A 24,047-nucleotide genomic window follows, 5' to 3' on the forward strand; every position below is an offset into this window, starting at 1 on the left:
ATCCACTAACGCAACCGCTTCAATTCCTGCCAGTTGGTGGTGTAGCGGGCGCTGCGGTGGGCGCAGCGCAGTTGCCAGGCGGCGTCGGGGCGTGCGACGCCCAGACGCACGGTGCCGCGGCCCATCTTCTGATTCATGGCGTCCAGTGTCGCCATCAGCTGCTGACTGCGTTCACGCCTGGCGATGTCATCTTCGCTTTCCAGCAGCGAGAGTTGCTCGCGTGGCTGGTCGATGAGGTCGAGCAGCATCACGCCAGCCTTCATGAAGCGATAGCCGCGCAGGTAGATATGCTCCAGCGCCTGTTGCGCGGCGGCGAGTATCTCGCGGCTGTCATTGGTGGGGGCGGGCAGCTCGACGATGGTGCTGGGTGAGTATTGCGGCAGGTCGGGTCGGTGACGATTGCTCTTGAGGAAGACCAGTACGGCGCGTGTCAGGCTGCCTTGATGGCGCAGCTTCTCGGCGCCGCGCTGGGCATGTTGGCGGATGGCATCCCTGAGTTCATTCAAGTCACCGGTCATGCGCCCGAAGGAGCGCGAGGTCATGATGCGCTGGCGGGCGTCATCGGCATCATTCATCTCGAAGCAGGGCGTGCCTTGCAGTTCGCGCGCGGTGCGTTCCAGTACCACGGAATACCGCTGGCCGATGGCGCGCGGGTCGGCGCAGCGCAGGTCCCAGGCAGTGTGCAGGCCTTGCAGTGCCAAGCGTTCGACCAGTCGTCGGCCCACGCCCCAGACATCGCCCAGTGGCGTATCGGCCAGCAGGCGCTGGGTGCCGACTTCATCGGGTTCCAGCACGCAGACACCGCCGAATTCCGGACGCTTCTTGGCTGCGCGATTGGCCAGCTTGGCCAGCGTTCGAGTTGGCGCCACCCCGACACACACGGGAATGCCGGTGAACTTGCGGACATTGCGGTGCAGGGTGCGGCTCAACGTCAGCATCGAGTTGCGATCAAAGCCATCGAAACGCACGAACATCTCATCGATGGAGTAGGGCTCGACCCCGGCGGAATATTCCTCCAGCACCTCACGCACGCGCGCCGACATGTCGCCATACAACTCATAGTTGGAGGAGAGCAGGTGGATGCGCCCCTCACGGACGAGTGGCTGTAGCTGGAAGGCGGGGGTGCCCATCTCCACGCCCAGCGCCTTGAGCTCGTTGGAACGCGCGATCACGCAGCCGTCATTGTTGGACATCACGCCGACAGGGCGGCCCTCCAGGCGCGGGTCGAACACTCGCTCGCAGCTGGCGTAGAAGTTGTTGCAGTCCACCAGTCCGATCATTGGCGTCTTCATACCGCGTATTCGTGGATGACGGAGCGCACCACCCCCCAGACCTGGCATTCGAGGTCGAAGATCGCGACCGGCGGATACAGGGCATTGCCGGAGCTCAGATAGGGGCGCTGACCGATCAGCTCATAACGCTTGACCACCACCTCACCCTCGACCAGTGCCACCACGATATGCCCGGGGCGGGCATCGATGGAGCGGTCTACCACCAGGGTGTCGCCCTCATAGATGCCGAAGCCTTCCATGCTGTCACCCGCCACCGTCATGAAGAAGGTCGCTGCCGGGCGCTTTATCAGCCGCTCGTTGAGGTCCAGCGTACGCCCCGCGTAATCCTCGGCCGGCGAGGGGAAGCCTGAAATGCCAGCGCGCCCCGTGATGTGAGGGTGCGGCAGCGCACAGGGCTCCGGCGCTGGATGAGGGCGAGCCAGCGAGGCGTGGGACGGTTGAGCGGCAGATACGGTCATGGGTGGGGTCTCCTTTCGATACTGTATTCATATACAGTATCGGCGCTGAGAAGCCCTCAGGCAACCGATAATCCCTGCGAGTGCTGCACATTCACGAGACGCAGATCAGATGAAGTGCACCTGTGTTCAATGGTGGACGGCAGGTAAAGCTGCTAGCAGAAAAAATTTCCCGGTAGGCCTCGCGTTTGCGTTTGCCTGATATCCGCCTTACCTTCGTTATTCCTTATATAACAATATTAGAGGTGGAAAATGCGGCTTCCGATGTTGGCGGTGGGTTTGGCATGCGGTATGTGCAGTGCCAGTGCGCAAGCGGCGGACTATCAGGATGTGCAGGATGCCGTCGAGCAACAGCGAGCGCCTCTGCTGGAGACGCTGGAAACACTGGTCAACTTGGATTCGGGAACGGGCTACCGTGAAGGCTTGAATGACGTTGAGGCAATGCTGACCCAGCATCTCGAAGCGCTTGGCGCACAGGTGGAAACGCACCCTGCCAAGACCTATGGCGGCAATACGATTGTCGGTCGCCTGCAGGGAGATGGCAGTCGCAAGATCATGTTGATGATTCACTACGACACCGTCTTCGATGAAGGCGCCGCCACGGAGCGTGCCTTCCGTATCGAGGATGGGCGTGCCTATGGCCCGGGCGTGGGCGATGCCAAGGGTGGCGCAGCCGTTATTCTGCACAGTCTCGAGGCGCTGAAGTCGCTCGGGTTTGATGACTATGGCCAGGTGACGGTTGTCTTCAATCCTGATGAGGAGAAGGGCTCGCCGGGCTCGCATGACCTGATTCATGAGCTATCGGCAGATCAGGATGCCGTGCTGGTATTCGAGCCTACCTTCGCTGACCCGGGAGTTGATGCCGTCACCGTCGTCACCAAGGGCATCAACTATGCGTTTCTCGAGGTGAAGGGCCGTGCCTCCCATGCCGGTGGCGCACCAGAGGAAGGGCGCAACGCCATTATGGAGCTGTCTCATCAGCTGCTGCAGTTGAATGAGCTTGATGATGCGGACAAGGAGACGACGCTCAACTGGACGATCGTCGAGGGCGGCGTCAAGCGCAACGTGATTCCGGAGCATGCCAGGGCGGAAGGTGATATGCGCTACTTCGATAGCAGCGAGTATCAGCGTGTCCTGGAAGAAGCGCAGGCCATCACGAAGAACCAGTTGATCGATGATACCGAAGTGGAGTTCCACCTCGAGAAGGGGCGTCCGCCGCTGCCTGACAATCCGCAGAGTCAGCAGCTGGCCGAGCAGGCCCAGAAGATCTATCAAGAGTTGGGGCAGACACTGCAAGCGGTCGAGATCGGTGGCGGCACCGATGCAGCCTACGCCTATCATGCAGATTCCGATAAACCGGCAGTGCTCGAATCCCTGGGTCTCGTCGGCGGCGGCTATCACAGCGATCAGGAGTTCGTGCTGGTCGATAGCGTCGTGCCACGCCTTTACCTGACGACGCGCATGATCATGCAATTGTCCGAGGATCAGCCGCAGGAGTGAAACCGGGGTTGTAGCGGTAAATGATATGCCGTCATGACAGCAAGCCCGATAAAAAAGCCCGGCCTCCTGGAGGTCGGGCTTTTTTGGGTCTTTCCCAATGCTGTTCTGTCTATCAGCCCGCCGGGCTCAGGATGCGGATATCGCCATCGGCGATCCAGTCACCGGCGTTGTCGCGGAAGCGCTGCATGTGTTCGGTCTCACGGTGGGCCTGCAGCGCATCGTGGGATTCCCAGGCTTCCACCACGGTGATGGTGTCGGGGCGTGGGTCGTTGTCCTTGTCGGCGGCGCGTTCGGAGTCCAGGCACGGGTGGTAGGCGTGGCAGCCATCTTCCTCGCGCACGGTGGGCGCGACGGCGCAGAGTTCATTGAAGACATCCTGAACGTGGCCTTCCTTGGCGGTAACGGTGGCGATTACCCAGATCATCTTGGCTCCTTGTGACGGTGCTGACCGCCGATGTTGTCGGGATTCTCGTGATGAGATGTCCTGACTATGTGGAGCCGTTTCTGGCCACTGCAAGGGGCAGGGGCTGACTGCCGGCATGACCCTGCATGATTAGCACATGAAAGCGCCGGACAGCAGGGCTGTCCGGCGCAGTTGTCATCAGACGATGATCCGCGTTCGTGATGGATCAGAAAGCGAAGGCGATGGATCAGGACGGGAAGGCGAACTGGGCGCCTTCACGCAGACCGGCGGAAGGCCAGCGCTGGGTGATGGTCTTGCGGCGAGTGTAGAAGCGCACCGCATCCGGGCCGTAGGCGGACAGATCGCCGAACAGCGAGCGCTTCCAGCCGCCGAAGCTGTGATAGGCAACCGGTACCGGCAGCGGCACGTTGATGCCGACCATGCCGACCTGGATGTGATCACTGAAGTAGCGGGCGGCTTCGCCATCACGGGTGTAGATGCAGGTGCCGTTGCCGTATTCGTGATCATTGATCAGCTGCATGGCGGCTTCCATCGAATCGGCGCGCACGACCAGCAGCACCGGGCCGAAGATCTCTTCCTGGTAGCAGGTCATCTCCGGGGTGACGCCATCGATCAGGGTGCCGCCGACGAAGAAGCCGTTCTCGCCGCCTTCGACCTGCGGATTGCGGCCATCGACCACCACCGTCGCGCCTTGCTGCTCGGCGCTGTCGATGTAGCCGACCACCTTGTCACGATGGGCCGCGGTGATCAGCGGGCCGAAATCATTGCCCTTGTCGCTGTAGATGCCGACCTTGAGGCCTTCCATCTGCTGCTTCATCTGCGCGATCAGCTTGTCGGCGGCGTCATCGCCCACGGCCACCGCGACGGACAGTGCCATGCAGCGCTCACCGGAGGAGCCGAAGGCGGCGCCATTCAGTGAGTTGGCCACGTATTCCATGTCGGCGTCCGGCATCACGATGGCGTGGTTCTTGGCGCCACCGAGGGCCTGACAGCGCTTGCCGTTGGCTGCGGCGCGGCTGTAGATGTATTCAGCGATCGGGGTGGAGCCGACGAAGCTGACCGCCTGAATGCGCGGGTCGTCCAGCAGCGTATCGACGGCTTCCTTGTCGCCATTGACGACATTCATGACGCCGGCCGGCAGACCGGCCTCCATCAGCAGCTCGGCGATGAACAGCGTGGAGGTCGGGTCGCGCTCGGAGGGCTTGAGGACGAAGGTATTGCCGCAGGCGATCGCCATCGGGTACATCCACAGCGGCACCATGGCCGGGAAGTTGAACGGCGTGATGCCGGCAACCACGCCCAGCGGCTGGAATTCACTCCAGGAATCGATGCCCGGGCCGGTATTGCGGCTGTGCTCGCCCTTGAGCAGTTCCGGGGCGCTGCAGGCATATTCGACATTCTCGATGCCGCGCTGCAATTCGCCCAGCGCATCGTGACAGATCTTGCCGTGCTCCTGACCGATCAGGCGGGCGATCTCGTCGGCATGTTCTTCCAGCAGCTGCTTGAAGCGGAACATCACTCGGGCGCGCTTGATCGGCGGCGTGTTGCGCCACTCCGGAAAGGCGGCCTCGGCGGCCGCGATGGCTTCCTCGACCGTCGCCTTGCTGGCCAGGCGCACCTGACCGCCGACTTCGCCGGTGGAGGGATTGAAGATGTCCTGGGTACGGCCTTCGCTGTGATCGATGTTGCCGTTGATGAGGTGTCCGAGCGTCTTCATTGGGTGGGTCTCCCTGAGATGACTTGTGAAATGAATGGCGATGAATGAAGTGGTGTTGATCGTCAGTTCTGAATGTTGATGGTCAGTCTTGAACGTCGATGGTCAGCCTTGAGCGTCGACCGTCAGCCTTGAGCTTCGAGCGTCAGTCCTGGGCGGCGAAGGCATCGCCGAGGGCATTGATCAGACGGTCCAGCTCGTCGTGTTCGGTGATGAACGGCAGGCCCAGCTGGATGGTGTCGCCGCCGTAACGGACATAGAAACCGGCCTTCCAGCAGTGCATGGCAATCTCATACGGGCGCCGCGCCGGCTCGCCGGGATAGGCCTCGACCTGCAGGGCACCGGCCAGACCGTAGTTGCGGATGTCGCTGATGTAGCGCGTGCCCTTGAGCTCGTGCAGCTTCTTCTCGAACACCGGACTCAGCTCGCGGACACGGGAGATGAGCTGGTCGTTCTCGAGCACGTCGAGGGCTGCCAGCGCCGCGGCACACGCCACCGGGTGACCGGAGTAGGTGTAGCCGTGGGGAATCTCCATCATGTAGTCGGGGCCGCCGTTGTCCATGAAGGTCTGGTAGATGTCGCCCTTGACGACCACGGCGCCCATCGGCACCGCGCCATTGGTGATCTGCTTGGCGACGTTGAGGATGTCCGGCGTGACCCCGAATTCCTCGGCGCCACTCATGGCGCCCATGCGTCCGAAGCCGGTGATGACCTCATCGAAGATCAACAGGATGTCGTGCTGGTCGCATATCTCGCGAAGGCGCTTGAGATAGCCTACTGGCGGTGGCAGCACGCCGGCGGAGCCTGCCATCGGCTCGACGATGACGGCGGCGATATTGGAGGCATCATGCAGCGCGATCAGCTCCAGCAGCTCATCGGCGCGCTCGGCACCGGTCCTGGGCATGCCGGGCGTGAAGACATTTTCCTTGAGCAGGGTATGCGGCAGGTGATCGGCATCGACCCCCTGACCGTAGAGCGAGCGGTTGGCCCCGATGCCACCGACACTGAAGCCCCCGAAGTTGACGCCGTGATAGCCCTTGCTGCGTCCGATCAGCTTGGTCTTGGTCGGCTTGCCTTTCTTGCGCCAGTAGGCACGCGCGATTTTCAGTGAGGTGTCGGCACTCTCGGAGCCGGAGCCGGTGAAGAAGACGTGATCCAGCCCCTCAGGCATCAGCGTCTTGATGCGATGCGCCAGCTCGAAGGCCTTGGGATGGCCGTACTGGAAGGCGGGCGCGTAATCCAGCTCGCGCAGCTGCGCACTGACCGCCTCGGCGATTTCCGGGCGGCAATGGCCGGCACCGCAGGTCCAGAGACCCGACAGGCCATCGAAGATCTGACGGCCCTGGGAGTCCGTGAAGTAGGCCCCCTGCGCCTTGGTGATGATGCGCGGGTCCTGCTTGAACTGGCGGTTGGCCGTGTAGGGCATCCAGTAGGCATCGAGCTGCTCCTGGCTCAAGCCTGCCTGGGCGGAAGGGGATGTATCGAAGGCGGTCATGATGTCTCCCACAGAGTGTTGTTGTTGGTTCTCGGCTCCTGTCCAACTAGATTAGGAAGTCCTTTTGGTAAGATAAATGCCATTGTCTTTACCTTCAGGAAAGCATTTACTTAACTTTCCGCTGGCGTTCGCTACGCCATCTCGGCGCAGTCAGGCGCCGTCTGTCGCGGAACCGTTCAATAACAGGAGGCGCGGGCCTATGCGAGGCGAGGTCATGCGGGGGCAGCTCGGCGATACCGACCTGCGTCTGCTGCGTATCTTTCGCAAGGTGGTGGAGTGTGGTGGCTTCTCAGCGGCCGAGATCGAGCTCAACATCAGTCGCTCCGCCATCAGCATGGCGATGAGTGACCTGGAGACGCGGCTGGGCCTCAAGCTCTGTCAGCGCGGGCGCAGCGGGTTTGCTCTCACCAATGAGGGGCGGGAAGTCCACGAGGCCGCGATGCAGATGCTGGCGGCGGCAGAGGGCTTTCGCACACGCATCAATGGTCTGCATGCCTGGCTCAAGGGTGAGCTGAACATCGGCATCACCGACAATCTGGTCACCATGCCCGAGATGCACATCACGGATGCGCTGAGTGCGCTGAAGGGTCACGGCCCGGAGGTGATGATCAACATCCGCATGATTCCCCCCAACGAGATCGAGCGCGCCGTGCTGGATGGCCGTCTGCATACCGGGGTGATCCCGACGCTCAAGACGCTGCCGGGGCTCGAGTATCGCTCGCTCTACGAGGAAACCTCCTGCCTTTACTGCGCACGGGGCCATGTGCTGTTTCGTGAACCCCGCGCGGGCGATACCCTCGCGCGGGGACGTCCGGTGGGCGAGGAAGAGATTCGCCAGCATGATGCGGTGCTGCCGGCCTACGCCCAGACGCCTGCGATCAAGGCGCTGCATGAGCCGCTCAAGGCCGCCGCCTCCGCGACTGACCGCGAGGGCATCGCCTTCCTGGTGCTTTCCGGGCGCTATCTCGGCTATCTGCCCACCCACTATGCCGAGCGCTGGGTGCGCGATGGCCAGATGCAGGCGCTCAGCCCGGTGGCCAACTCCTATGTCACCTATTACAGCGCCATCACGCGCAAGAGCCGCCCACCCAATCTGGTGCTGGAGCGTTATCTGAAGGAGCTGGATACCCTGCGCCAAGCGAAACCAGCTCGAAGAGTGTAGTCGGCGAGGGAGAGTAAGCTACGAACAAGTCCAAGCGTGTCGGGGTCAGAGAAGTCGCCCAGCTGGCGGGTGGAAGCAGCTATACGCTCTTAAGGAGACGGTGGCTAGTGTAGGGTGCCGGATGATGAAAGCTCCCCCCGCAGCCTTTGGTTGCCGGGGGCTTTTGCGTTTCAGGCTATTGCGGATGCGATAGTGATTCGCTGAAGGTCTCGACCAGGTGCTGGGCAAATGCCTGCACGCGACGAGGTTGGGCGCGCGCCGGCGGAAACAGCAGCTGCAGCGGCGAGGGCGGCGCGGCATGTTCCGGCAGCAGTTCGATCAGGCGACCCGCACGCAGATCCTCCTTCACATCGACTTCCGATTTCAGGGCGATGCCCAACCCTTCCAGGCACCACTGGCGCACCAGTTCGCCGTCATTGGCGATCCGGTTGCCACTGACGGTGACGATCTGCGGCACCTTGTGGCTGCCGAAGCGCCACTCGTTGTCGAGGCTCTTGCCGAAGCGCATCACCAGGCAGTTGTGGTGCTTGAGGTCCACCGGCGTCAGCGGCGCAGGATGCTGCGCCAGATAGGCGGGGGAGGCGCATAGCAGGCGGCGTTTCTGGCCCAGATGCCGCACGCGCAGCGTACTGTCCATGATGGTGCCGAAGCGCAGGGCAAGATCGATCCCCTGGCCGACGATATCCACGTAGCTGTCCGACAGCAGCAGTTCTATCTCGATGGTGGGGTGCAGATGCTGGAATTCGGTGATGGCGCGTGACAGGGCATTGCGGCCCAGGTCGCTCGGCGCACTGACGCGAATGCGGCCGGTGAGAGTCTGGGCGCCCAGGCGGATGCGGGTCTCCAGTTCCGAGACGCTGTCGAGCAGGCCGCGAGCTTCTTCCATCAGTGTCCGGCCTTCTTCGGTCAGGCTGATGGCGCGCGTGGTGCGGTTGAGCAGCACCACCCCGTAATGGGCTTCCAGCGCGGCGAGGCGCTCGGACACGGTGGTGGGCGACAGCCCCGTCTCGCGTCCTGCGGCGGTCAGACTGCCTTTCTCGATGATGGTCAGGAACAGGGCGATATTATCCAGCAGCATTGTACGGTTTTTCCGAATTATCTTTGCGTAAGTTGGATGTTTATACGGATGAGGCTTGTGGCTAGGATGACCACATCGCTTGCGCAACTCAAGCTTCCCGATCACGCCACGGAGTGTCTTTCATGACCCAGCTGACCGTCATCGCCAATATCCATGCCAAGCCGGACCAGATCGAGCAGGTCAAGGCAGCGCTTCTGGCACTGGTGCCCATCACCCGTGCCGAGGAAGGCTGCCTTGGCTACACCCTGCACCAGAACAACGATAACCCGGCGCATTTCACCTTTCATGAGAATTGGGCCTCGCGGGAACTCTGGCAGCAGCACATGCAGGCCCCACACCTGGAAAAGTATGTGGCAGCGACCGAAGGCGCGGTCAGCGAATTCACCCTGCATGAAATGACGGCCTTCGACTGAGAGGCGGGCCTGGGCCCTGGATATGGGCTCTGGCCCTGGATAAAGGCCCTGGCTTACCACCGCGGCCATGCAGGCCTGCTCGCTTTCTTTCTCTTTCAACAACCCACTCGAGGCAGTCATGACAGACCCCATCCGTATCGGCCATATCGCGTTGTCCTTCCATGAGGCCAGTGCTCGGGAAGTGGCGCGTGTTCTGGAGAGCCACGGCCATGAGGTGACCTTCGCCTCTGCTCCCCACGAAGAGGCCTTCGCGATGCTGGGGCGAGGGGAGGTCGACATTCTGGCCTCCGCCTGGTTGCCGTCGAGTCATGAGACCTACCTGGCCCCCATGCTGGATGACGTCGACAAGATCGCCGTCATCTATGAGCCGTATTGCATCTGGGGAGTGCCGGATTACGTGCCACAAAGCGCGGTGGCAAGCGTCACGGACCTGCTGCGGGAACCGGCGCTCAGCAAGATGGAGCTGATCATCCAGGGCATCAATCCGGGGGCCGGCATCAGTCGCTTCTCGGCCGAGATGATCAAGCAATATGGTCTGGACGCCGCCGGGTATGTCTTCCGCACCGGCAGCGAAGCGGACTGCTTCGATCGTTACGAAGCGGCGGTGGTGCAGGGACGTTGGGTCGTGGTGCCGCTGTGGCATCCGCAGTTTCTGCATCACCGCTACCGGATTCGCGCCCTCAAGGAGCCCAAGGGGCTTCTGGGTACCCAGGATGACGCCACGCTGGTGGTGCGCAAGGAGGCTCGCATGCGCATCGGCGCCGCGGCCCTCAAGGACCTCTCTCAGCTCTACATCGGCAATCCTCGCTTGAGCGAACTGGAAGACGACCTGCGTCGCCGCGCCTGATTTATCGCACCTGATTTATCGCACCTGATTTATCTCGCTTGAATCTCGACAAATCCCGGGCGATGGCCACGTCACCGCCCAGTCTCTTCATCTCATCATCATCGACCCTGCCGGTGCAGCGCACAGCGCCAACCGGCGGGCAAGGAGCCCCCATGCCGTTTTCTCGCCTCAAGACAGCCATTCTCATCGCCTCGCTGGGCGTTGCCACTGTCGCCGGCGCCGCGCAGGCGGCCGCTGACAGCACGGCCGTGACCCCCCAGAATGCGCAAGCCGCCTCCCTGCGCGACGGCACGCTGACCACCGTCGCCGAATATTCGGACACCCGCCCCGGCAACATCACCTTCACGCCGGATGGCCGCTTGATCATGTCCCAGCAGCCTCTCGATGCACCGGCGCTGCGCGTGGTCGAGATCACCCAGGACGGCAAGCGTGTGCCGTTCCCGAACCTGGACTGGGCCGATGGCCCGGAAAAGGGCGAGGTCGGCATCGCCTCGATCATCGGCGTGCACTCCGACAGTCAGGGCGTGGTGTGGATGCTCGACATGGGCAGCCAGGACAGTGCGCCCAAGCTGGTGGGCTGGGATACCCGCAGTGATTCGCTCCAGAAGGTGATTTCGCTTGCCGGTGACAGCGTGCTGCCGATCTCCTTCCTGCAGGATTTCGTCATCGATGAGCAGCGCGGCAAGATCTATATCGCTGACATGACCTTTACCGCTCCGGCCTCCAGCATGAAACCGGCCTTCGTGGTGGTGGATATCGCCAGCGGCAAGACGCGTCGCGTGCTGCAGAGCGATGAAAGGCTGATGCCGGTGGAACACGACATGGTCATCAATGGCCATCTGATGGCGGCCAAGGGCGACAAGAATGGTGAGCCGAAGCCCTGGTACCTGGGCTTGAACGCCATCGCCTTCGATCCGGCGGACGACGTCGTCTATTTCGGTGGCGTGAACGGCAGTGAGATCTATCGCCTGCCGGCGGCTGAGCTGGCCGATGACACTGCCACTGAGGCGGAACTGGCTCGCGCCATCACGCCTTACGCCCCCAAGCGCCCCAATGATGGCTTCATCTTCGATGCCAAGCGCGGCGGCATCATCGCCGGTGACGCGGAGCACAACGCACTTACCTTCTCATCGCCGGAGGGCATGTCGGTGATCGCCCAGGATGACGAGCGTCTGCGCTGGCCGGATGGCTTCGCCTTCGCGCCGGATGGCAGTCTCTACCTCACCACCAACCAGCTGAACGCCCATCCGGCACTCAATCAGGGCGTGGATGGCAGTGACAAGCATTACTACCTGCTCAAGCTGACACCCGCCAACTGACCCTTGCTCCCTTGGGACTTGGTCCTCGGGCAACTCATTGCCTTGGCGTCATGGCTGCCTCGCTAACCTGTGATCTGCGCAGGACGTGTCTCACGACCGTCCTGCGTTGTCGTTTTTGTGTCTGGCCGGCGCATCTCGCATCGCAAGCCGATGACCCGTCGGCGTCTCCCTGCACGCAACACGCAAACTCGCGATACATTATCCGCTTTATCCGGATTAACCTTGCGGTCATGGGCTGTTTTTACGCCAAGGCCAGAGAGTTAACATGCTGTCATCGCATCACGGCACGGCCTTTCAGTGCTGCCGTGACTGACATGATCTTTAGGAGAGACTCTGATGAAAGCCATTGGTTACTACGTTGCCGGTTCCGTTGATCGTGACGACGCCCTGGTTGATATCGAACTCGAGACACCGGTCGCCACCGGTCACGACCTGCTGGTCAAGGTTGCCGCGGTGTCTGTGAATCCGGTGGATTACAAGATTCGTGAGAGCCGCGAGCCGGCCGCCGGCGAAGCTGCCGTCATCGGATGGGACGCCGTGGGCGAAGTCGTCGCCATCGGTGACCAGGTCACGGCCTTCGCCCCGGGCGACAAGGTCTGGTATGCCGGTGATCTCACCCGCGCCGGCACCAACAGCGAATTCCACCTGGTGGATGAGCGCATCGTCGGCCATGCGCCCAAATCCGTGGCGGCCCATGAGGCGGCTGCGCTGCCGCTGACCACGCTGACCGGCTTCGAGATGCTGTTCGATCGTCTGCGTGTCACCGAGCCGGTGCCGGGTGCTGCACGTGCCATCCTGATCATCGGCGGGGCCGGTGGCGTGGGCTCCATCACCATCCAGCTGCTGCGTGAGCTGACCGACCTGACCATCATCGCCACGGCGTCACGTCCCCAGACCCGCGAGTGGGTGAAGTCACTGGGCGCGCATCACGTCATCGACCACAGCCAGCCGCTGCCGGCCCAGATCGAGGCGCTGGGCATCGGTGCACCGGCCTTCGTGTTCTCGACCAACTTCTCCGAGCACTACGCGCCGCAGGTCGCCGAATTGATCGCGCCGCAGGGCCGTTTCGGCATGATCGATGACCCGGAGACCCTCGATGTGGTGCCGTTCAAGCCCAAGGCCGTTTCCATCCATTGGGAGCTGATGTTCACTCGTTCACTGTTCACTACCGCCGATATCACGCGTCAGGGCGAGATTCTCACCAAGGTGGCGGGTCTGCTGGACACTGGCAGAATCACCTCCACCGCGACGGAAACCTTCGGCACCATCAACGCCGAGAACCTCAAGCGCGCGCATGCCTTGCTGGAAAGCGGCAAGGCCAAGGGCAAGATCGTCCTCGAAGGCTTCTGATCGAAGCCACTGTCGAGGCGGTGATGTGAAAGGAGTGCGGCCGGGCAACCGGTCGCACTCCTTTTCGTGAAAGACACTCTCATTGCCACCCGGCACTCACAAGCCGCCTTGTCTGCTGGGGAGTGCCGGGTGGCTGATACAATGATGGAACCCTGTCATGGGCATACAGCGCCTTGATCATGTGAACCTGCGAACCGGACAGCTGAGTGCCATGCTCCAGTGGTATGGCGATGTGCTGGGGCTGCACAGCGGGCCGCGACCCGATTTTCCCTTCGCCGGTGCCTGGCTTTACGCCGGGGAGGTGGCGGTCATCCATCTCATCGACATCGGTTGCCTGTCAGCGATCAGCAGTGATGCCAGTCTCCGGCTTGAGCATTTCTCGCTTGCCGCCACGGATATCGAGGCATTCGAGGCGCGCCTGGCGGCGTCCCGTACGCACTATCAGCGGATCGCGCTCGCGGATGGCGGGCTTGTGCAACTGCACATGCGAGACCCGGACGGCAATCATCTACATCTCGATTTTGCCACCGCACCCTGCCGCGCCGTGGCCTGAACTGGCTCTAGGAGGTCATATCTGGCGCCAAGTGGCTGCCAGACTTGAGGAAAGCGTGTAGATCACGCGTTTTCCAACCGCAAATTGCGCCGCTGACGCGATAAGCTGATGGTAGGGAATGGCGATCTGGAACGCAGGGTGTCCAGCCGTCAGCAAGATGGCCTGAGCTGGACTCAGCACATCGCACGCATACGCAATCAGCCGAGGAGGCCAACATGGCGAAGCGGTCATTTGCGGTACTGACCCTGGTGTTGTCGTTGCTGGGTGCTGGCCTCGTGCAGGCTGACTCGGCGGGTGACGGCAATGATGACAAGGACGAGGAGCGGCTGCGCCAGAAGCATCATGATCTGGAAGGTCAGGTAAAGGCGCAGCGCGTTCAGGCGCAACAGATGCGGGAATTGAAGAAGATCCAGCACCAGGAAAAGCTGGCTGAGAAGAAAGCGGTGGCAGAGGCTTCGCCGGCACATGTCTGGAAGCGGGGCGGCAAGGTGCCGGACACTGTCGCCCGGGATGATGGTCTTCGGGTCGAGAACTGGCAGCAGCACAAGCTCTCGGAACCCGGCGCCAACCAGCGCTGGCTGCAGCTCAAGAATGCCTTCGTGCTGATGAATACCGAAAGCCATGTCATCGATGAGATCGTGCTCGAACAGTGATGCCCCGGGCAGCGATGACATTACCTATCTCTGATGCAAGCTGTCCTCATCTGGCGACGCTCTGATGGGGCACCCACCCCCTTGCGGCCATGCAATGCGCAGGCATCAATGCTTGCTACGCGCCATGGCGCGCCATATCAACCATTACGAATGTCTGCTTCTCGATGTCGTCATTGCGCAACAAGGATGCGTCAACTGGCGACAAGTCGTTGCGAATTGTGCGCAAAAGTGGAGGTTGGCGCGCTGGCTTGCCGTGGCGAACACGAGGCGATAGTGTTCTCTCATACCGTTTGTTAACACTGTTTCTTAACTCTGTCTCATGACCCCGTTTCATGACTCCGTTTCATGACCCCTGATTCACAGCCTCGGCATTCCTTGATGCCGAGTACGACGAGGAGGCCAGACATGCGCAATCGCACCCTGACCGTAATGATGATGATCTTCACCCTGATGACCGCGTCGCTGGCGCAGGCATCGCCCAACGACCGCGATAATCGTGGCGGTCAACACAACAGCCAAGGCAACCAGCACAACAGCCACGGCAATGGCCATCAGAAGAAAAAGCAGCAGACGCGTCACGACCAGTCTCAGCGCCATAATCAGCAAAAGCATCAGGCGCAGGCCAGGCATCAAGGTCAGAAGTCACACAACTGGCGTCGTGGCGACCATGTGCCGCGCAGCTACTACTCCAACAAGCGTTACTGGGTGAGTGACTGGCGTGCTCACAAGCTGTCTGCGCCGCCGCAGGGGCATCGCTGGTTGAATATCGATGGTCGCTATGTGCTGGCGGCCGTGGCGGGTGGTGCCATTACCGCGATCATTCTCAATCATTGAGGACAGTCAGACTGTCCGCGTCATGAAAAAGGGGCCTCCATCTGGAGGCCCCTTTTGCGTTTTTGCGCTCGGCCGCTGCTGAGCTAAGCCGGCACAGCACTATTGCGTGAGCAGTGTCTCCAGCGCCTGGGCGACGCGCAGCAGCGCCACATCCTGACCCTGAGGGCGCGACAGCATCAGGCCCAGCGGTTCTTCGTTCTGTGGTGCCGGCCCCGGAATCGAGATCGAGCTGGCATCCAGGTAGTTGAAGACGTTGGTGTTGCGCAGCGCGCGCTTGTTGAGCTGGGCGAAGAGCGCGCCATCCTGCTCCAGCAGGTCACGACGCGGAGCACGCATGGCAACGGTCGGCATCAGCACCGCATCGACGTCCTGCACCTGCTGAGCGAAGCGTTGCTGGATGGCGGTGCGCGGCCACAGGCGTGCCAGATACTCGCTGGAGGTGATGTCGCGCCCGCCGTTCAGGCGTTCGGCGATCAGCGGATCATACTGGGCTTCGTGGGCGGCCAGCAGTTCGTGATGCACGGCGGCCGCTTCCGGAATGACCAGCCCGCCGCGCTGATTGATGGCGTAAGCGGCCTCGATGGCCTCGACCGGCGCACGCTGGAGGCGAACCCCCAGACCCTCGAGCCGTTCCAGCAGGGCGGCGAAGTCGGCGGCCACATCGGCATCCACTTCACTGACCAGCTCGCTCTCCGGCACCAGCAGCGTCAGCGGGCGAGTGAGCGGCGTCGCGTCAGCGACCTCACCGCTCAGGACTTCCCACAGGCGGCGACAGCAGGCGACGCTGGGCGCGATGGGGCCGATGCAGTCCAGGCTAGGTGACAGCGGGAAGGCGCCATCTCCCGGCACGCTGGCCTGTGACGGCTTGAAGCCCGTCAGGCCACAGAAGGCCGCCGGAATCCGCAGCGAGCCGCCGGTATCGCTGCCCAGGGTCGCGGCTGCCAGCCCGAAGGCGACGGAGGCGGCACCGCCGGAGGTCGAGCCGCCGGTGATGCGCTCGCCATCGAAGGGGTTGGGCGGCGTGCCGACATGCGGGTTCAGGCCCAGGCCAGAGAACGCGAACTCACTCATGCTGGTGCGGCCGGCATGCAGGATACCGGCGGCTTTCAGGCGGCTCAGCGCCACAGCGTCCTGATCGGCTGGTTGGCTTCCTGCCAGTGCCCGCGAGCCTGCCAGCGTCGTCATGCCGGTTTCGTCGAAGAGGTCCTTGATCGAGACCGGAACACCCCCCAGCGGCAACGACGTCGCAGCCGCCTTGAGTTGCTGCTGAGCGGCGGCCTGCACGCTCATGCCAGCATCATCGCGGCTGATGATGCTGTGGCTGGCGCTCTCGCCCAGGGCCTGATGGCGCTCGGCAAGCACCGTGGCGGTCTGCTCGGGGCCGAAACTGCCTGTCTGATAGGCGGCCAGCAACTGCGTCAACCTGCGCTGGCGGGGCGGGCGTGCCCAGAATTCACGCGCCTGTTCAAGGCGCTTGTGCTCATCACTCATGCCACCACCTCAAGTTCTTCCACCTCATAACGGTGCTCGATGCGACGACCGGTCTGCGGGTCGATCAGGCGCATGGTAAAGCTCGGGCTGGGGCGGATGCCACCGATCGCCGGCACGGTGCCGCACAGCAGCACGCTGTTGGGGGCCAGGCTGCCGTCCTTGGCGATGCCGGCCGGCAGGCGCTCCATCAGGGTGGCGACCGGCAGCAGCTCAGCGAGAGTGCCCTGCTGATAGCGCACGGTCTTGCCGGCGTCTTCGATCTCGCTTTCGATCTCGAGGCTGTCCCAGTGGTCGATGACCTCACTGAGCTTCCAGGCGTGGCGGGCAATCGGCTTGGCGCACAGCTGCTTGGATTCGGCGACGCCGACGGCTTCGAGCTTGCGGTCGGTGTGGTCCGAGGCGATCGTCACCCACAGGGTGCCCTCGGCGTCGCTGACCAGACAGGTCTCGACCTCACCGGAGCCTTCGCCGCCGAGCATCGCGACCTGAGAGGCCTGGGTCAGGGTCTCGCGGGTCACGCGGTAGAACAGCGGGGTCTGGGAGGGCGGCGCCACGCCCAGCAGCTTGAGCTCGTCGATATGGTGCTGCACGCCCGCCTGGTCGCGTCCGGCCCAGCCGGCAATCGCGACGCGCTGGACATCAAGGGTGAATTCGCCGTTGTCATGGGTAAAGGTCAGCATGGGAATCGCTCCGTTATCGGGGGTTGTCGTTGTTCTGTGCAAGAAGTCTTGAGTGAACGGTGTTGCGTCAATGACACCTGCCGGCTTGCCAGCAGGTGTCAGGCAAAAGCGGCTTTACAGTGCCGAAGGCAGCCACAGCGCGATCTGCGGGAAGGCCACCAGCAGCGCGGCCATCACCAGCATCGCGCCCAGATACGGCAGGGTGCCGATGATGACGTCGGCGAAGGCTTCGCCACGCCGTGAGGCCTGCACGATGTAGAGGTTCAGGCCGACTGGCGGCGTGATCAGGGCCAGCTCGACGAACAGGATCATCACGATGCCGAACCACACCTTGTCGTAACCGGCCGCTGCGATCAGCGGGGTGACGATGGGAATGGTGATGACCATCAGTGACAGGGTCTCGATGAAGAAACCGAGCACGATGAACAGTGCGATCACCGCCATCAGCAGCGCGAAGGGCCCCAGGTCGTAGGCTTCGAGCAGGCCGGTGACCTGCTGGACCATGCCGGAGGAGGCCAGCGCGAAGTTGAGGAAGGAGGCCGCCATGATGATGAACAGGATCATCGAGGTGGTCTTGACGGTGCCATCCAGCGCGCGGCTGATCATCGACAGATTCAGTGAGCGGTTGATGGCGGCGAGGCCCAGCGAGGCCAGCACGCCGATGGCGGCGGCTTCGGTCGGCGTCGCCCAGCCCAGATAGATGGAGCCGACAATGACGATGAACAGCACCAGCAGCGGCAGCAGGAACGACAGGCTCTTGATGCGGGTGCTCCAGCTGGCGCTCTGGCGCGGGCCGCCCAGGGACGGCTTCCAGACACACAGCAGCAGCGAGGCCAGCATGAACAGCGCCGCCAGGCCGAGGCCTGGCACCAGGCCGGCCATGAACAGCTTCGGGATGGAGGTCTCGGTCAGGAAGCCATAGACGATCAGGTTGATCGACGGCGGAATCAGGATGCCCAGGGTGCCGCCCGCGGCGATGCTGCCGCAGAACAGCTTGGCGTCATAGCCGAGCTTCTTGCCCTGGGGGAGTGCCACGGTCGAGACCGTCGCCGCCGTCGCCACCGAGGAGCCGGAGGTCGCAGAGAACAGTGCCGAGGTGGTGATGTTGGCGTGCAGCAGGCCGCCCGGCAGCCACGATAGCCAGTGGTCCATGGCGCGGTAGGCCTTCTCGGCGATGCCGGCGCGCACGATGACCTCGCCCATCAGCACGAACAGCGGAATCGCGATCAGCAGGAAGGAGTCCGCGGCAGACCACAGGTTCTGGCCCAGCGCCTTGGTCAGAGGGAAGAAGGAATAGAACTGGTCGATCCCGAAGGCGAGCAGGAAGAGGGTGACCGCAACGGGAATGCCGGCCAGCAGCAGGGTGAGGATACCCACCGAAAGAAAGCCCAACATCAGCGAGTCTCCTTGGTCGTGGAGGCAGCCTGGGCCAGAGCCCCTTCGCTTTCTCCGTGATCGGGGCCGGCCAGCGTCTCGAGCGTGGTGGTATCACGCAGACAGGCGGCAACGAGAACGCGCAGTCCCAGCACGCTGGTGGTGATCGCGAACCAGGCATAACCGGATAGCCACAGCAGCTGCGGAATCCATAGCGGTGTCGCCAGCGGGGTGTTGGCGGTGGAGCCGTTGCTCAACGACTTGCCGAGCACCGGCCAGGCATTGATCAGAATCACCCAGGCCACCAGGTTCAGCGCCAGCATCGCGAGGATATCCAGGGTGTGGCGCGAGAAGGCCGGCAGCTTGCCGTGCACGACATCGATACGGATGTGGGCGCGCTCCATCAGGGTGTGGGAAAGGCCCCACGCCGAGAGCATCGCCAGCACATACCCGGCATATTCGTGCACGCCGGGCAGCGGATGATTGAACAGTTGGCGCATCAGGATTTCGGCGCCGATGAAGACCACGACGGCCAGCAGCAACAGGCCCATCAGGCGTGCGGCGTGGCGTGATATCGCGCGTGTCAGTGACACGAGGACATCGAGTGCGTGAAGGAAGGAGTTCATGAGTCGGGTCCTGCTGGGGCGCTGAACGAAGGCCGCTTTCTCGAGAAAGCCTGCTTTTGAAAGCTTGCGCTTGAATACACAGGCGCGAGTCGTTCAGCGCTACGTCTCTGGGGAACATGTCTGCCACGTCGGGACAGGGCGGGGCTATCGGCACCTGCTCGCGAACAGGCTTCGGTGAGCAGGTGCCGTTGGATCACTCCGCGCTAGCGGTCAGGCCGACGACCTTGCCGACGCTCTCGTTCCAGGTCTTGCGGGTCTCGGCATCGACACGCGCCGCCCAGGCAGGCAGGACGGTGTCTTCGAGCGCCGCACGAGCACGTTTGGCGTCGTCATCGCTGAAGTCGACCAGCGTCATGTCGGCGCTCTTGCCCAGCGGGCAATCGCCTTCGCCGGTCAGGCAGGCTACGCCACGTGCAGTCTCGCCACGTGCGTTTTCCCACACCGGTGCGGTGAACTCGCTATCCACCTGCTGCTGGATCAGTGTCTGGGTCTCGGCGCCCAGGCCCTGCCACTTGTCCTGATTGATGGCGGTGATCACGTAATCCCAGCCACCCAGCGGCAGTGGCATCAGGTGGCTGGACACTTCATGCCAGCCGGCGCTGTAGCCGGAGAGCGAACCGGTGACGGCGCAGTCGATGACGCCACGCTCCAGGGAGCCGGGCACCTCGTTGAAGGCGATGTTGAGGCTCTGTGCGCCCAGCGCCTCGATGAACTCACCGGTGGAGCGGCCGCTGGCACGCACCTTCTTGTCCTGCAGGTCATCGAGCCCTTCGATCGGGGTGTTGCAGAACAGCACCTGAGCCGGATACGGCACGATCGCCAGCACGTGGCTGTTGAAGCGCTTGTTCATGGTGGACTCCGCCAGGGGGCGGAAGGCCTCGGCGACCTGCTGCGCTTCCTCGGCAGTGGGGGCCATCATCGGCAGGTCCAGCCCTTCGAGTTCCGGCGCATCGGACACGGTGTAGTCGGCCACGGTCATGCCGACATCGAAGACACCATCGCCCAGATAGCGATAGACGTCAGAGCCGGGGATGCCCATCTGATCGAAGGTGGTCACCTGGGTGCTGAGTTCACCGCTGCTGGCGGTCGGGAGGGTCTCGCTCCAGAACGGCTTCTCGAACTGACGGTTGAGCTCCAGGCTGCTCCAGCTGCCTACCACGTTGAGGGTATCGGCAGCATTGGCGCTACCGGCCGCGGCGAGTGCGAGACCAAGGGCGGAGAGGGCAAAACGTGTCTTCATGGGAATCACCATTGTTGTTGTGCATCTGGTGTTATCGGAAAAGCCTGTCGGTTGCATCTTTGCGGGGTATTTCTTTCCCGCCGCTGTCCTGTGCTGTGCTGTGTTTCGATTCGCGGTGCGTCCCTGCACTGCGCCGGGCGTGATGAGTGCGGATTTCTCTCATGCCCGGCAGCAGGTCATCCGTACTTGAGACGATGATTGGGAATGTCGGTAATCAGCATGTGGCCCGGGCTATGCGCGATCGCCAATGGCAGTCGGGCATTCTCCAGCGCCAGTTGTGGCGTGACGCCACAGGCCCAGAATACCGGCAGGTCGCCTGTCTCAAGCGTAGGCGTATCGCCGAAGTCGGGGCTTTCGATATCGGAAATACCGATCAAGGCGGGGTCGCCCAGATGGACGGGGGCACCGTGCACACGAGGCATGTCGGTGGTGATCTGGATCGCGCGAATGGCGTGCGCCGCCGACATCGGGCGCAGGGATACCACCAGGTTGCCGTGGAAGCGCCCGGCACTGATCAGCGGGATATTGGTGCGATACATCGGCACGTTGCGCTTCAGGCGCGTATGGCGAACCTCGACACCCTCGTTGAGCAGCGCCTCTTCGAACGAGAACGAGCAGCCGATGGAAAACGCCACGAAATCGTCCTGCCAAAGGGCGGCGATATCCTCGCGCGTTTCCTCAAGCTTGCCGTGACGATAGATGTGATAGGCCGGCAGGTCATGGCGCAGGTCGATGTTCTCACCGAGCCCTGTCGGGGCGTGAGAACCGACGGTCGTGACATCCAGCAACGGGCAGGCCTTGGGATTGGCCTGGCAGAATTGCAGGAATTCGCCGGCAGCCTCGGCTGGCAGGATGATCAGGTTGGTCTGGGCGTAGCCGGCAGCGATACCGCTGGTGTGGCTGGCCCAATGACCGCTGCGGATCTGCTCGCGCGCCTCGCGGGGGGACGACGCGGCACTGAGAAGTGTCTGGGGCATCGTAGGGGCTTCTTGTGAAGTTGTTGTTGTCTGTCTTCACCATAAGAAGCGCACTCGGATAAATCCAATCGATTTTTATCGAGTCAAGTCATCGGAAATTCCTTTCATGTGGCGCGAGTCAGTAGAGACATCATGGTCGAAAGGGAGGCTATGCAGGGTATGAAAGCCCGAGAAGATCAGGCGATTCGTGAATGCGCCTCCTGATCCTGGCGGGCGATCTCGATGGCGAGTTCACACACGCCTTCGGCGAGGGCGCTTTCCATATGGGTCGGCCAGGAGGCGGTGAAGGTCAGCTCGGGCAGGTCGCAGGGCAGGCTGAGCAGGATGCCCTGGCGGATTTCCTCGGCGACGATACGTGGCGGGATGGCGCCGACGCCCAGGCCATCCAGGGTCATGCGCACGATGGTCCACAAGGAGCTTGAGCAATGCAGCTTCACGTCATCCAGTCCCATCTGATGCAGCATGGAGCCAAGTTCATGGTGGGGTCGGCTGTTGCGGGCAAACGAGATCAGCGGCAGAGAATTCAGGCGCCGCAACGAGAAGTTGTCTTCGGTGAAGCCCAGCGCGGGGCTGATCACGAAGCCCATCGTGTAGTTGCAGAGAAAACGATTGAGCACACTCTCTGCCGTCACCGGCCCCATCAGAAAGGCGAGGTCGATATCGCCGGCGGTGAGCATGGCGGCAAGTCCCGGGGAGCTGTCGACCTCGAGTTCCAGCGTGAGGTCCGGATAGCGGCGCGCCAGTTCGGCCAGAAAGCCGGGCAGCCAGCTATGCGCGACGGTCTCGACGACGCCCAGTCGCAGCACGCCCTGGAAGGGCGTATTCAACTCCATCATGGACAGCGCTTTCTGGCGCGCCTCCAGCAACGCCTCGGCGTGGCGATAGAATTCGCGCCCCTTGAGCGTCGGCTGTACCGGTCGGCGAGTGCGCTCCAGCAGGCGGGTCTCCAGCGTGGTTTCCAGCTTGTTGATGCGTTCGGAAATCGAGGGCTGGGTCAGATGCAGGTGCTGAGCGGCCAGCCGGAACGACCCCAGGCGCGTGATCCACACGAAGGCTTCCACTTCCTTGAAATCGAACATGGCCAGATCCTGTCGTGATTGATGCCGCAAGCTTGAGGCTCACATTACCACTCGTTGAGAAATTGCGTTCTCGATGGCGTACATTCCGGTACGATGTGGAGCATCGAGAAATGCGTATTTTCATGAAAAGGAATGATGATGAAGTCTAGCGTGCGAGTTGTCAGCCTGGTGATGCTGAGTGCCCTTTTCGTGGCAGGGTGCAGTTATACACCGGCGCGGATCGATGCCGAGCCAATCATCGAGATCGGTGATGGTCACCATGACCACAAGCGTGGAGGCGGTGACTTCTGCCCGCCGGGGCAGGCCAAGAAAGGTAACTGCTGATCACGTCGAACCAGAAGGAGCCGCTCATGCGGCTCCTTTTTCGTTGTCGATCGCTTCCCGATATGGGCCTCTGGAGTCGCTCGGTCTGCAAGGATATCCTGAGTGATCCGAGTCTTGCCTCTTCCTCCACTGCTGCTGGCAGGTATTGTCTCCATGCTCAATCCCAAGGCGCTGACGGCGCTGAATGAAATCATCCGCCGGGGCTCACTGCGGCGCGCGGCGCGACATCTGAATCTCGACCCTTCAGCGGTGAGCCGCCAGATCAAGCAGCTGGAAGAAGAGGTGGGTGTCGCGCTGTGCGAGCGCAGCGAGACGGGCATGCGCGCCACCCAGGCCGGGGTGTTGCTGCTGGATCACTTTCATCGCCAGCAGGCGGCGGAGGCGGCAGCGCTCTCGCAGCTGAGCGCCTTGCAGGGCCTGCGCAGCGGTGAGGTGAGAATCGCGGTGGGCGAAGGCTTCATTGCCGACCTGATCTCGCTGCCCTTGCAGAGCTTCATGGCACGTCATCCCGGCATCGAGGTCGTGGTGCGCATGGCGGGGGTGAATGAGGCGACCGAACTGTTGCGCGACTTCGAGGTGGATATCGCGCTGCTCTATGCCCCGCCCGTCGATCCGATTCTTTGCTGTCATGTGGAGACCTGCCAGCCGCTGGACCTGATCGTGCCGGCGGAGCATCCACTACTCGAGATCGCAGAGCCGTTGACGCTTTCGCAGGTGGCGCAATGGCCGCTGGCGTTGATCGATGAATGCACCGGCATGCGTCAGATGGTCAATCAGGCGGCGCAGCAGGAGCGGGTCTCGCTGCGCGCGCAATTGCGCACCAATTCCGTGTCGGTGCTCAAGAATTTCGTGCGTTCGGGGATCGGCGTGACCTTCATGCCGGAGTTGAGTGTGGTGGAGGAGCTGCGGCGCGGCGATATCTGTCTGCTGCCGATGCAGCACCCCGCGCTGGCGACGACCCGTGCGCAGATGTGTACGCGGCGTGGGCGCGAGATGACCGTCGCCGTCGAGGCCTGCGTCACCCATCTTCAGCAGGGCCTGCGATTCTTTACCGCGGATGCGCCACGCCTGTTAAACAAGTGACATTTGACAAGTGACGTTCGCCACGTGATGTTCGCCACGTGACATTCAAGCAGCATCGCTCGACGCACAGGCCAGGGTATTGGC

General features: G+C 62.5%; 25 protein-coding genes. 12 read left to right on the forward strand and 13 right to left on the reverse strand.

Annotated elements, in window-relative coordinates; all coding sequences use genetic code 11:
- Positions 1-5: 5 nt before the first annotated feature.
- Positions 6-1,280 carry a Y-family DNA polymerase gene (locus R1T44_RS09045; protein WP_317292933.1) on the reverse strand — a complete coding sequence of 425 codons (1,275 nt, stop codon included), beginning with the start codon at positions 1,278-1,280 and terminating at the stop codon, positions 6-8.
- Between the two features lie 8 nt (positions 1,281-1,288).
- Positions 1,289-1,750, reverse strand: coding sequence for a LexA family protein (locus R1T44_RS09050; RefSeq protein ID WP_043332158.1), 462 nt, complete (start codon positions 1,748-1,750; stop codon positions 1,289-1,291).
- Between the two features lie 288 nt (positions 1,751-2,038).
- Here R1T44_RS09050 and R1T44_RS09055 point away from each other — a divergent pair, with 288 nt between their 5' ends.
- Positions 2,039-3,247, forward strand: a complete 1,209-nt coding sequence (locus tag R1T44_RS09055; protein WP_254627163.1) for a glutamate carboxypeptidase — start codon at positions 2,039-2,041, stop codon at positions 3,245-3,247.
- Positions 3,248-3,359: 112 nt separating this feature from the next.
- On the opposite strand, the gene R1T44_RS09060 is transcribed toward R1T44_RS09055, so the two are convergent.
- The 3 genes from R1T44_RS09060 to R1T44_RS09070 all read right to left on the reverse strand — a co-directional run bounded on the left by R1T44_RS09060 (position 3,360) and on the right by R1T44_RS09070 (position 6,880).
- The gene (locus tag R1T44_RS09060) at positions 3,360-3,671 is read right to left on the reverse strand and encodes a putative quinol monooxygenase (protein WP_043332154.1); all 312 of its coding nucleotides are present in this window, start codon (positions 3,669-3,671) and stop codon (positions 3,360-3,362) included.
- 226 nt (positions 3,672-3,897) lie between these two features.
- Positions 3,898-5,388 (reverse strand): CoA-acylating methylmalonate-semialdehyde dehydrogenase, encoded by a 1,491-nt coding sequence (locus R1T44_RS09065; protein ID WP_043332153.1) that lies wholly within the window; start codon positions 5,386-5,388, stop codon positions 3,898-3,900.
- A gap of 142 nt (positions 5,389-5,530) precedes the next feature.
- Positions 5,531-6,880 carry an omega-aminotransferase AptA gene (locus R1T44_RS09070; RefSeq protein WP_043332339.1) on the reverse strand — a complete coding sequence of 450 codons (1,350 nt, stop codon included), beginning with the start codon at positions 6,878-6,880 and terminating at the stop codon, positions 5,531-5,533.
- 199 nt (positions 6,881-7,079) lie between these two features.
- On the opposite strand from R1T44_RS09070, the gene R1T44_RS09075 reads away from it, so the two are divergent.
- Positions 7,080-8,042, forward strand: coding sequence for a LysR family transcriptional regulator (locus tag R1T44_RS09075; RefSeq protein WP_043332151.1), 963 nt, complete (start codon positions 7,080-7,082; stop codon positions 8,040-8,042).
- 175 nt (positions 8,043-8,217) lie between these two features.
- Here the strand turns inward: R1T44_RS09075 and R1T44_RS09080 are convergent, their stop codons facing one another.
- The gene (locus R1T44_RS09080) at positions 8,218-9,120 is read right to left on the reverse strand and encodes a LysR family transcriptional regulator (protein ID WP_043332149.1); all 903 of its coding nucleotides are present in this window, start codon (positions 9,118-9,120) and stop codon (positions 8,218-8,220) included.
- 122 nt (positions 9,121-9,242) lie between these two features.
- On the opposite strand from R1T44_RS09080, the gene R1T44_RS09085 reads away from it, so the two are divergent.
- From R1T44_RS09085 to R1T44_RS09115, 7 genes are all read left to right on the forward strand, one after another.
- Positions 9,243-9,533, forward strand: a complete 291-nt coding sequence (locus tag R1T44_RS09085) for a putative quinol monooxygenase (protein ID WP_175090287.1) — start codon at positions 9,243-9,245, stop codon at positions 9,531-9,533.
- A 118-nt stretch (positions 9,534-9,651) separates the two neighbouring features.
- Positions 9,652-10,380 carry a glycine betaine ABC transporter substrate-binding protein gene (locus tag R1T44_RS09090; protein WP_175090286.1) on the forward strand — a complete coding sequence of 243 codons (729 nt, stop codon included), beginning with the start codon at positions 9,652-9,654 and terminating at the stop codon, positions 10,378-10,380.
- A 152-nt stretch (positions 10,381-10,532) separates the two neighbouring features.
- On the forward strand, positions 10,533-11,699 hold the full coding sequence (locus R1T44_RS09095) for an L-dopachrome tautomerase-related protein (RefSeq protein ID WP_317291896.1): 1,167 nt from the start codon (positions 10,533-10,535) through the stop codon (positions 11,697-11,699).
- Between the two features lie 336 nt (positions 11,700-12,035).
- Positions 12,036-13,049 (forward strand): zinc-binding alcohol dehydrogenase family protein, encoded by a 1,014-nt coding sequence (locus R1T44_RS09100; protein ID WP_175090284.1) that lies wholly within the window; start codon positions 12,036-12,038, stop codon positions 13,047-13,049.
- Between the two features lie 157 nt (positions 13,050-13,206).
- Positions 13,207-13,602, forward strand: a complete 396-nt coding sequence (locus R1T44_RS09105; RefSeq protein ID WP_175090283.1) for a VOC family protein — start codon at positions 13,207-13,209, stop codon at positions 13,600-13,602.
- A 215-nt stretch (positions 13,603-13,817) separates the two neighbouring features.
- On the forward strand, positions 13,818-14,255 hold the full coding sequence (locus tag R1T44_RS09110; RefSeq protein WP_153635609.1) for an RcnB family protein: 438 nt from the start codon (positions 13,818-13,820) through the stop codon (positions 14,253-14,255).
- 405 nt (positions 14,256-14,660) lie between these two features.
- Positions 14,661-15,089 (forward strand): RcnB family protein, encoded by a 429-nt coding sequence (locus R1T44_RS09115; RefSeq protein WP_175090282.1) that lies wholly within the window; start codon positions 14,661-14,663, stop codon positions 15,087-15,089.
- 99 nt (positions 15,090-15,188) lie between these two features.
- On the opposite strand, the gene R1T44_RS09120 is transcribed toward R1T44_RS09115, so the two are convergent.
- The 5 genes from R1T44_RS09120 to R1T44_RS09140 form a co-directional block, all read right to left on the reverse strand.
- Positions 15,189-16,580, reverse strand: coding sequence for an amidase family protein (locus tag R1T44_RS09120; RefSeq protein ID WP_317291897.1), 1,392 nt, complete (start codon positions 16,578-16,580; stop codon positions 15,189-15,191).
- A complete protein-coding gene (locus R1T44_RS09125) occupies positions 16,577-17,260 on the reverse strand; it encodes a DUF2848 domain-containing protein (protein WP_052384353.1) in 684 nt (227 codons plus the stop codon). Before R1T44_RS09125 ends, R1T44_RS09120 begins: the two co-directional genes overlap by 4 nt.
- A 114-nt stretch (positions 17,261-17,374) precedes the next feature.
- The gene (locus tag R1T44_RS09130) at positions 17,375-18,655 is read right to left on the reverse strand and encodes a TRAP transporter large permease (protein ID WP_317291898.1); all 1,281 of its coding nucleotides are present in this window, start codon (positions 18,653-18,655) and stop codon (positions 17,375-17,377) included.
- The gene (locus R1T44_RS09135; RefSeq protein ID WP_054555982.1) at positions 18,655-19,260 is read right to left on the reverse strand and encodes a TRAP transporter small permease subunit; all 606 of its coding nucleotides are present in this window, start codon (positions 19,258-19,260) and stop codon (positions 18,655-18,657) included. The genes R1T44_RS09130 and R1T44_RS09135 overlap by 1 nt, the downstream gene beginning before the upstream one ends.
- A 193-nt stretch (positions 19,261-19,453) precedes the next feature.
- Entirely contained in the window at positions 19,454-20,500 is a 1,047-nt protein-coding gene (locus R1T44_RS09140) for a TRAP transporter substrate-binding protein (protein WP_286173725.1), read from the reverse strand.
- Here R1T44_RS09140 and R1T44_RS09145 point away from each other — a divergent pair.
- A complete protein-coding gene (locus R1T44_RS09145) occupies positions 20,499-20,690 on the forward strand; it encodes a hypothetical protein (protein WP_317291899.1) in 192 nt (63 codons plus the stop codon). The genes R1T44_RS09140 and R1T44_RS09145 overlap by 2 nt on opposite strands.
- On the opposite strand, the gene R1T44_RS09150 is transcribed toward R1T44_RS09145, so the two are convergent.
- Together R1T44_RS09150 and R1T44_RS09155 are read right to left on the reverse strand one after the other, a co-directional pair.
- A complete protein-coding gene (locus tag R1T44_RS09150; protein WP_317291900.1) occupies positions 20,677-21,477 on the reverse strand; it encodes a putative hydro-lyase in 801 nt (266 codons plus the stop codon). The genes R1T44_RS09145 and R1T44_RS09150 overlap by 14 nt on opposite strands.
- 176 nt (positions 21,478-21,653) lie before the next feature.
- Entirely contained in the window at positions 21,654-22,556 is a 903-nt protein-coding gene (locus R1T44_RS09155; protein WP_317291901.1) for a LysR family transcriptional regulator, read from the reverse strand.
- A gap of 132 nt (positions 22,557-22,688) precedes the next feature.
- Here R1T44_RS09155 and R1T44_RS09160 point away from each other — a divergent pair, with 132 nt between their 5' ends.
- Positions 22,689-22,880 (forward strand): hypothetical protein, encoded by a 192-nt coding sequence (locus R1T44_RS09160; RefSeq protein ID WP_043332127.1) that lies wholly within the window; start codon positions 22,689-22,691, stop codon positions 22,878-22,880.
- A gap of 153 nt (positions 22,881-23,033) precedes the next feature.
- On the forward strand, positions 23,034-23,963 hold the full coding sequence (locus R1T44_RS09165) for a LysR family transcriptional regulator (RefSeq protein ID WP_317291902.1): 930 nt from the start codon (positions 23,034-23,036) through the stop codon (positions 23,961-23,963).
- Positions 23,964-24,047 lie beyond the last annotated feature (84 nt).

The organism is Cobetia amphilecti (genome assembly GCF_032923285.1).
Lineage (GTDB): Bacteria > Pseudomonadota > Gammaproteobacteria > Pseudomonadales > Halomonadaceae > Cobetia > Cobetia amphilecti.

Excerpts from the sequence above, each read along its gene's own strand:
- R1T44_RS09045 (WP_317292933.1), bottom strand. The coding sequence starts at position 1,280 with ATGATCGGACTGGTGGACTGCAACAACTTCTACGCCAGCTGCGAGCGA.
- R1T44_RS09050 (WP_043332158.1), bottom strand. The coding sequence starts at position 1,750 with ATGACCGTATCTGCCGCTCAACCGTCCCACGCCTCGCTGGCTCGCCCT.
- R1T44_RS09055 (WP_254627163.1), top strand. The coding sequence starts at position 2,039 with ATGTGCAGTGCCAGTGCGCAAGCGGCGGACTATCAGGATGTGCAGGAT.
- R1T44_RS09060 (WP_043332154.1), bottom strand. The coding sequence starts at position 3,671 with ATGATCTGGGTAATCGCCACCGTTACCGCCAAGGAAGGCCACGTTCAG.
- R1T44_RS09065 (WP_043332153.1), bottom strand. The coding sequence starts at position 5,388 with ATGAAGACGCTCGGACACCTCATCAACGGCAACATCGATCACAGCGAA.
- R1T44_RS09070 (WP_043332339.1), bottom strand. The coding sequence starts at position 6,880 with ATGACCGCCTTCGATACATCCCCTTCCGCCCAGGCAGGCTTGAGCCAG.
- R1T44_RS09075 (WP_043332151.1), top strand. The coding sequence starts at position 7,080 with ATGCGAGGCGAGGTCATGCGGGGGCAGCTCGGCGATACCGACCTGCGT.
- R1T44_RS09080 (WP_043332149.1), bottom strand. The coding sequence starts at position 9,120 with ATGCTGCTGGATAATATCGCCCTGTTCCTGACCATCATCGAGAAAGGC.
- R1T44_RS09085 (WP_175090287.1), top strand. The coding sequence starts at position 9,243 with ATGACCCAGCTGACCGTCATCGCCAATATCCATGCCAAGCCGGACCAG.
- R1T44_RS09090 (WP_175090286.1), top strand. The coding sequence starts at position 9,652 with ATGACAGACCCCATCCGTATCGGCCATATCGCGTTGTCCTTCCATGAG.
- R1T44_RS09095 (WP_317291896.1), top strand. The coding sequence starts at position 10,533 with ATGCCGTTTTCTCGCCTCAAGACAGCCATTCTCATCGCCTCGCTGGGC.
- R1T44_RS09100 (WP_175090284.1), top strand. The coding sequence starts at position 12,036 with ATGAAAGCCATTGGTTACTACGTTGCCGGTTCCGTTGATCGTGACGAC.
- R1T44_RS09105 (WP_175090283.1), top strand. The coding sequence starts at position 13,207 with ATGGGCATACAGCGCCTTGATCATGTGAACCTGCGAACCGGACAGCTG.
- R1T44_RS09110 (WP_153635609.1), top strand. The coding sequence starts at position 13,818 with ATGGCGAAGCGGTCATTTGCGGTACTGACCCTGGTGTTGTCGTTGCTG.
- R1T44_RS09115 (WP_175090282.1), top strand. The coding sequence starts at position 14,661 with ATGCGCAATCGCACCCTGACCGTAATGATGATGATCTTCACCCTGATG.
- R1T44_RS09120 (WP_317291897.1), bottom strand. The coding sequence starts at position 16,580 with ATGAGTGATGAGCACAAGCGCCTTGAACAGGCGCGTGAATTCTGGGCA.
- R1T44_RS09125 (WP_052384353.1), bottom strand. The coding sequence starts at position 17,260 with ATGCTGACCTTTACCCATGACAACGGCGAATTCACCCTTGATGTCCAG.
- R1T44_RS09130 (WP_317291898.1), bottom strand. The coding sequence starts at position 18,655 with ATGTTGGGCTTTCTTTCGGTGGGTATCCTCACCCTGCTGCTGGCCGGC.
- R1T44_RS09135 (WP_054555982.1), bottom strand. The coding sequence starts at position 19,260 with ATGAACTCCTTCCTTCACGCACTCGATGTCCTCGTGTCACTGACACGC.
- R1T44_RS09145 (WP_317291899.1), top strand. The coding sequence starts at position 20,499 with ATGGGAATCACCATTGTTGTTGTGCATCTGGTGTTATCGGAAAAGCCT.
- R1T44_RS09140 (WP_286173725.1), bottom strand. The coding sequence starts at position 20,500 with ATGAAGACACGTTTTGCCCTCTCCGCCCTTGGTCTCGCACTCGCCGCG.
- R1T44_RS09150 (WP_317291900.1), bottom strand. The coding sequence starts at position 21,477 with ATGCCCCAGACACTTCTCAGTGCCGCGTCGTCCCCCCGCGAGGCGCGC.
- R1T44_RS09155 (WP_317291901.1), bottom strand. The coding sequence starts at position 22,556 with ATGTTCGATTTCAAGGAAGTGGAAGCCTTCGTGTGGATCACGCGCCTG.
- R1T44_RS09160 (WP_043332127.1), top strand. The coding sequence starts at position 22,689 with ATGATGATGAAGTCTAGCGTGCGAGTTGTCAGCCTGGTGATGCTGAGT.
- R1T44_RS09165 (WP_317291902.1), top strand. The coding sequence starts at position 23,034 with ATGCTCAATCCCAAGGCGCTGACGGCGCTGAATGAAATCATCCGCCGG.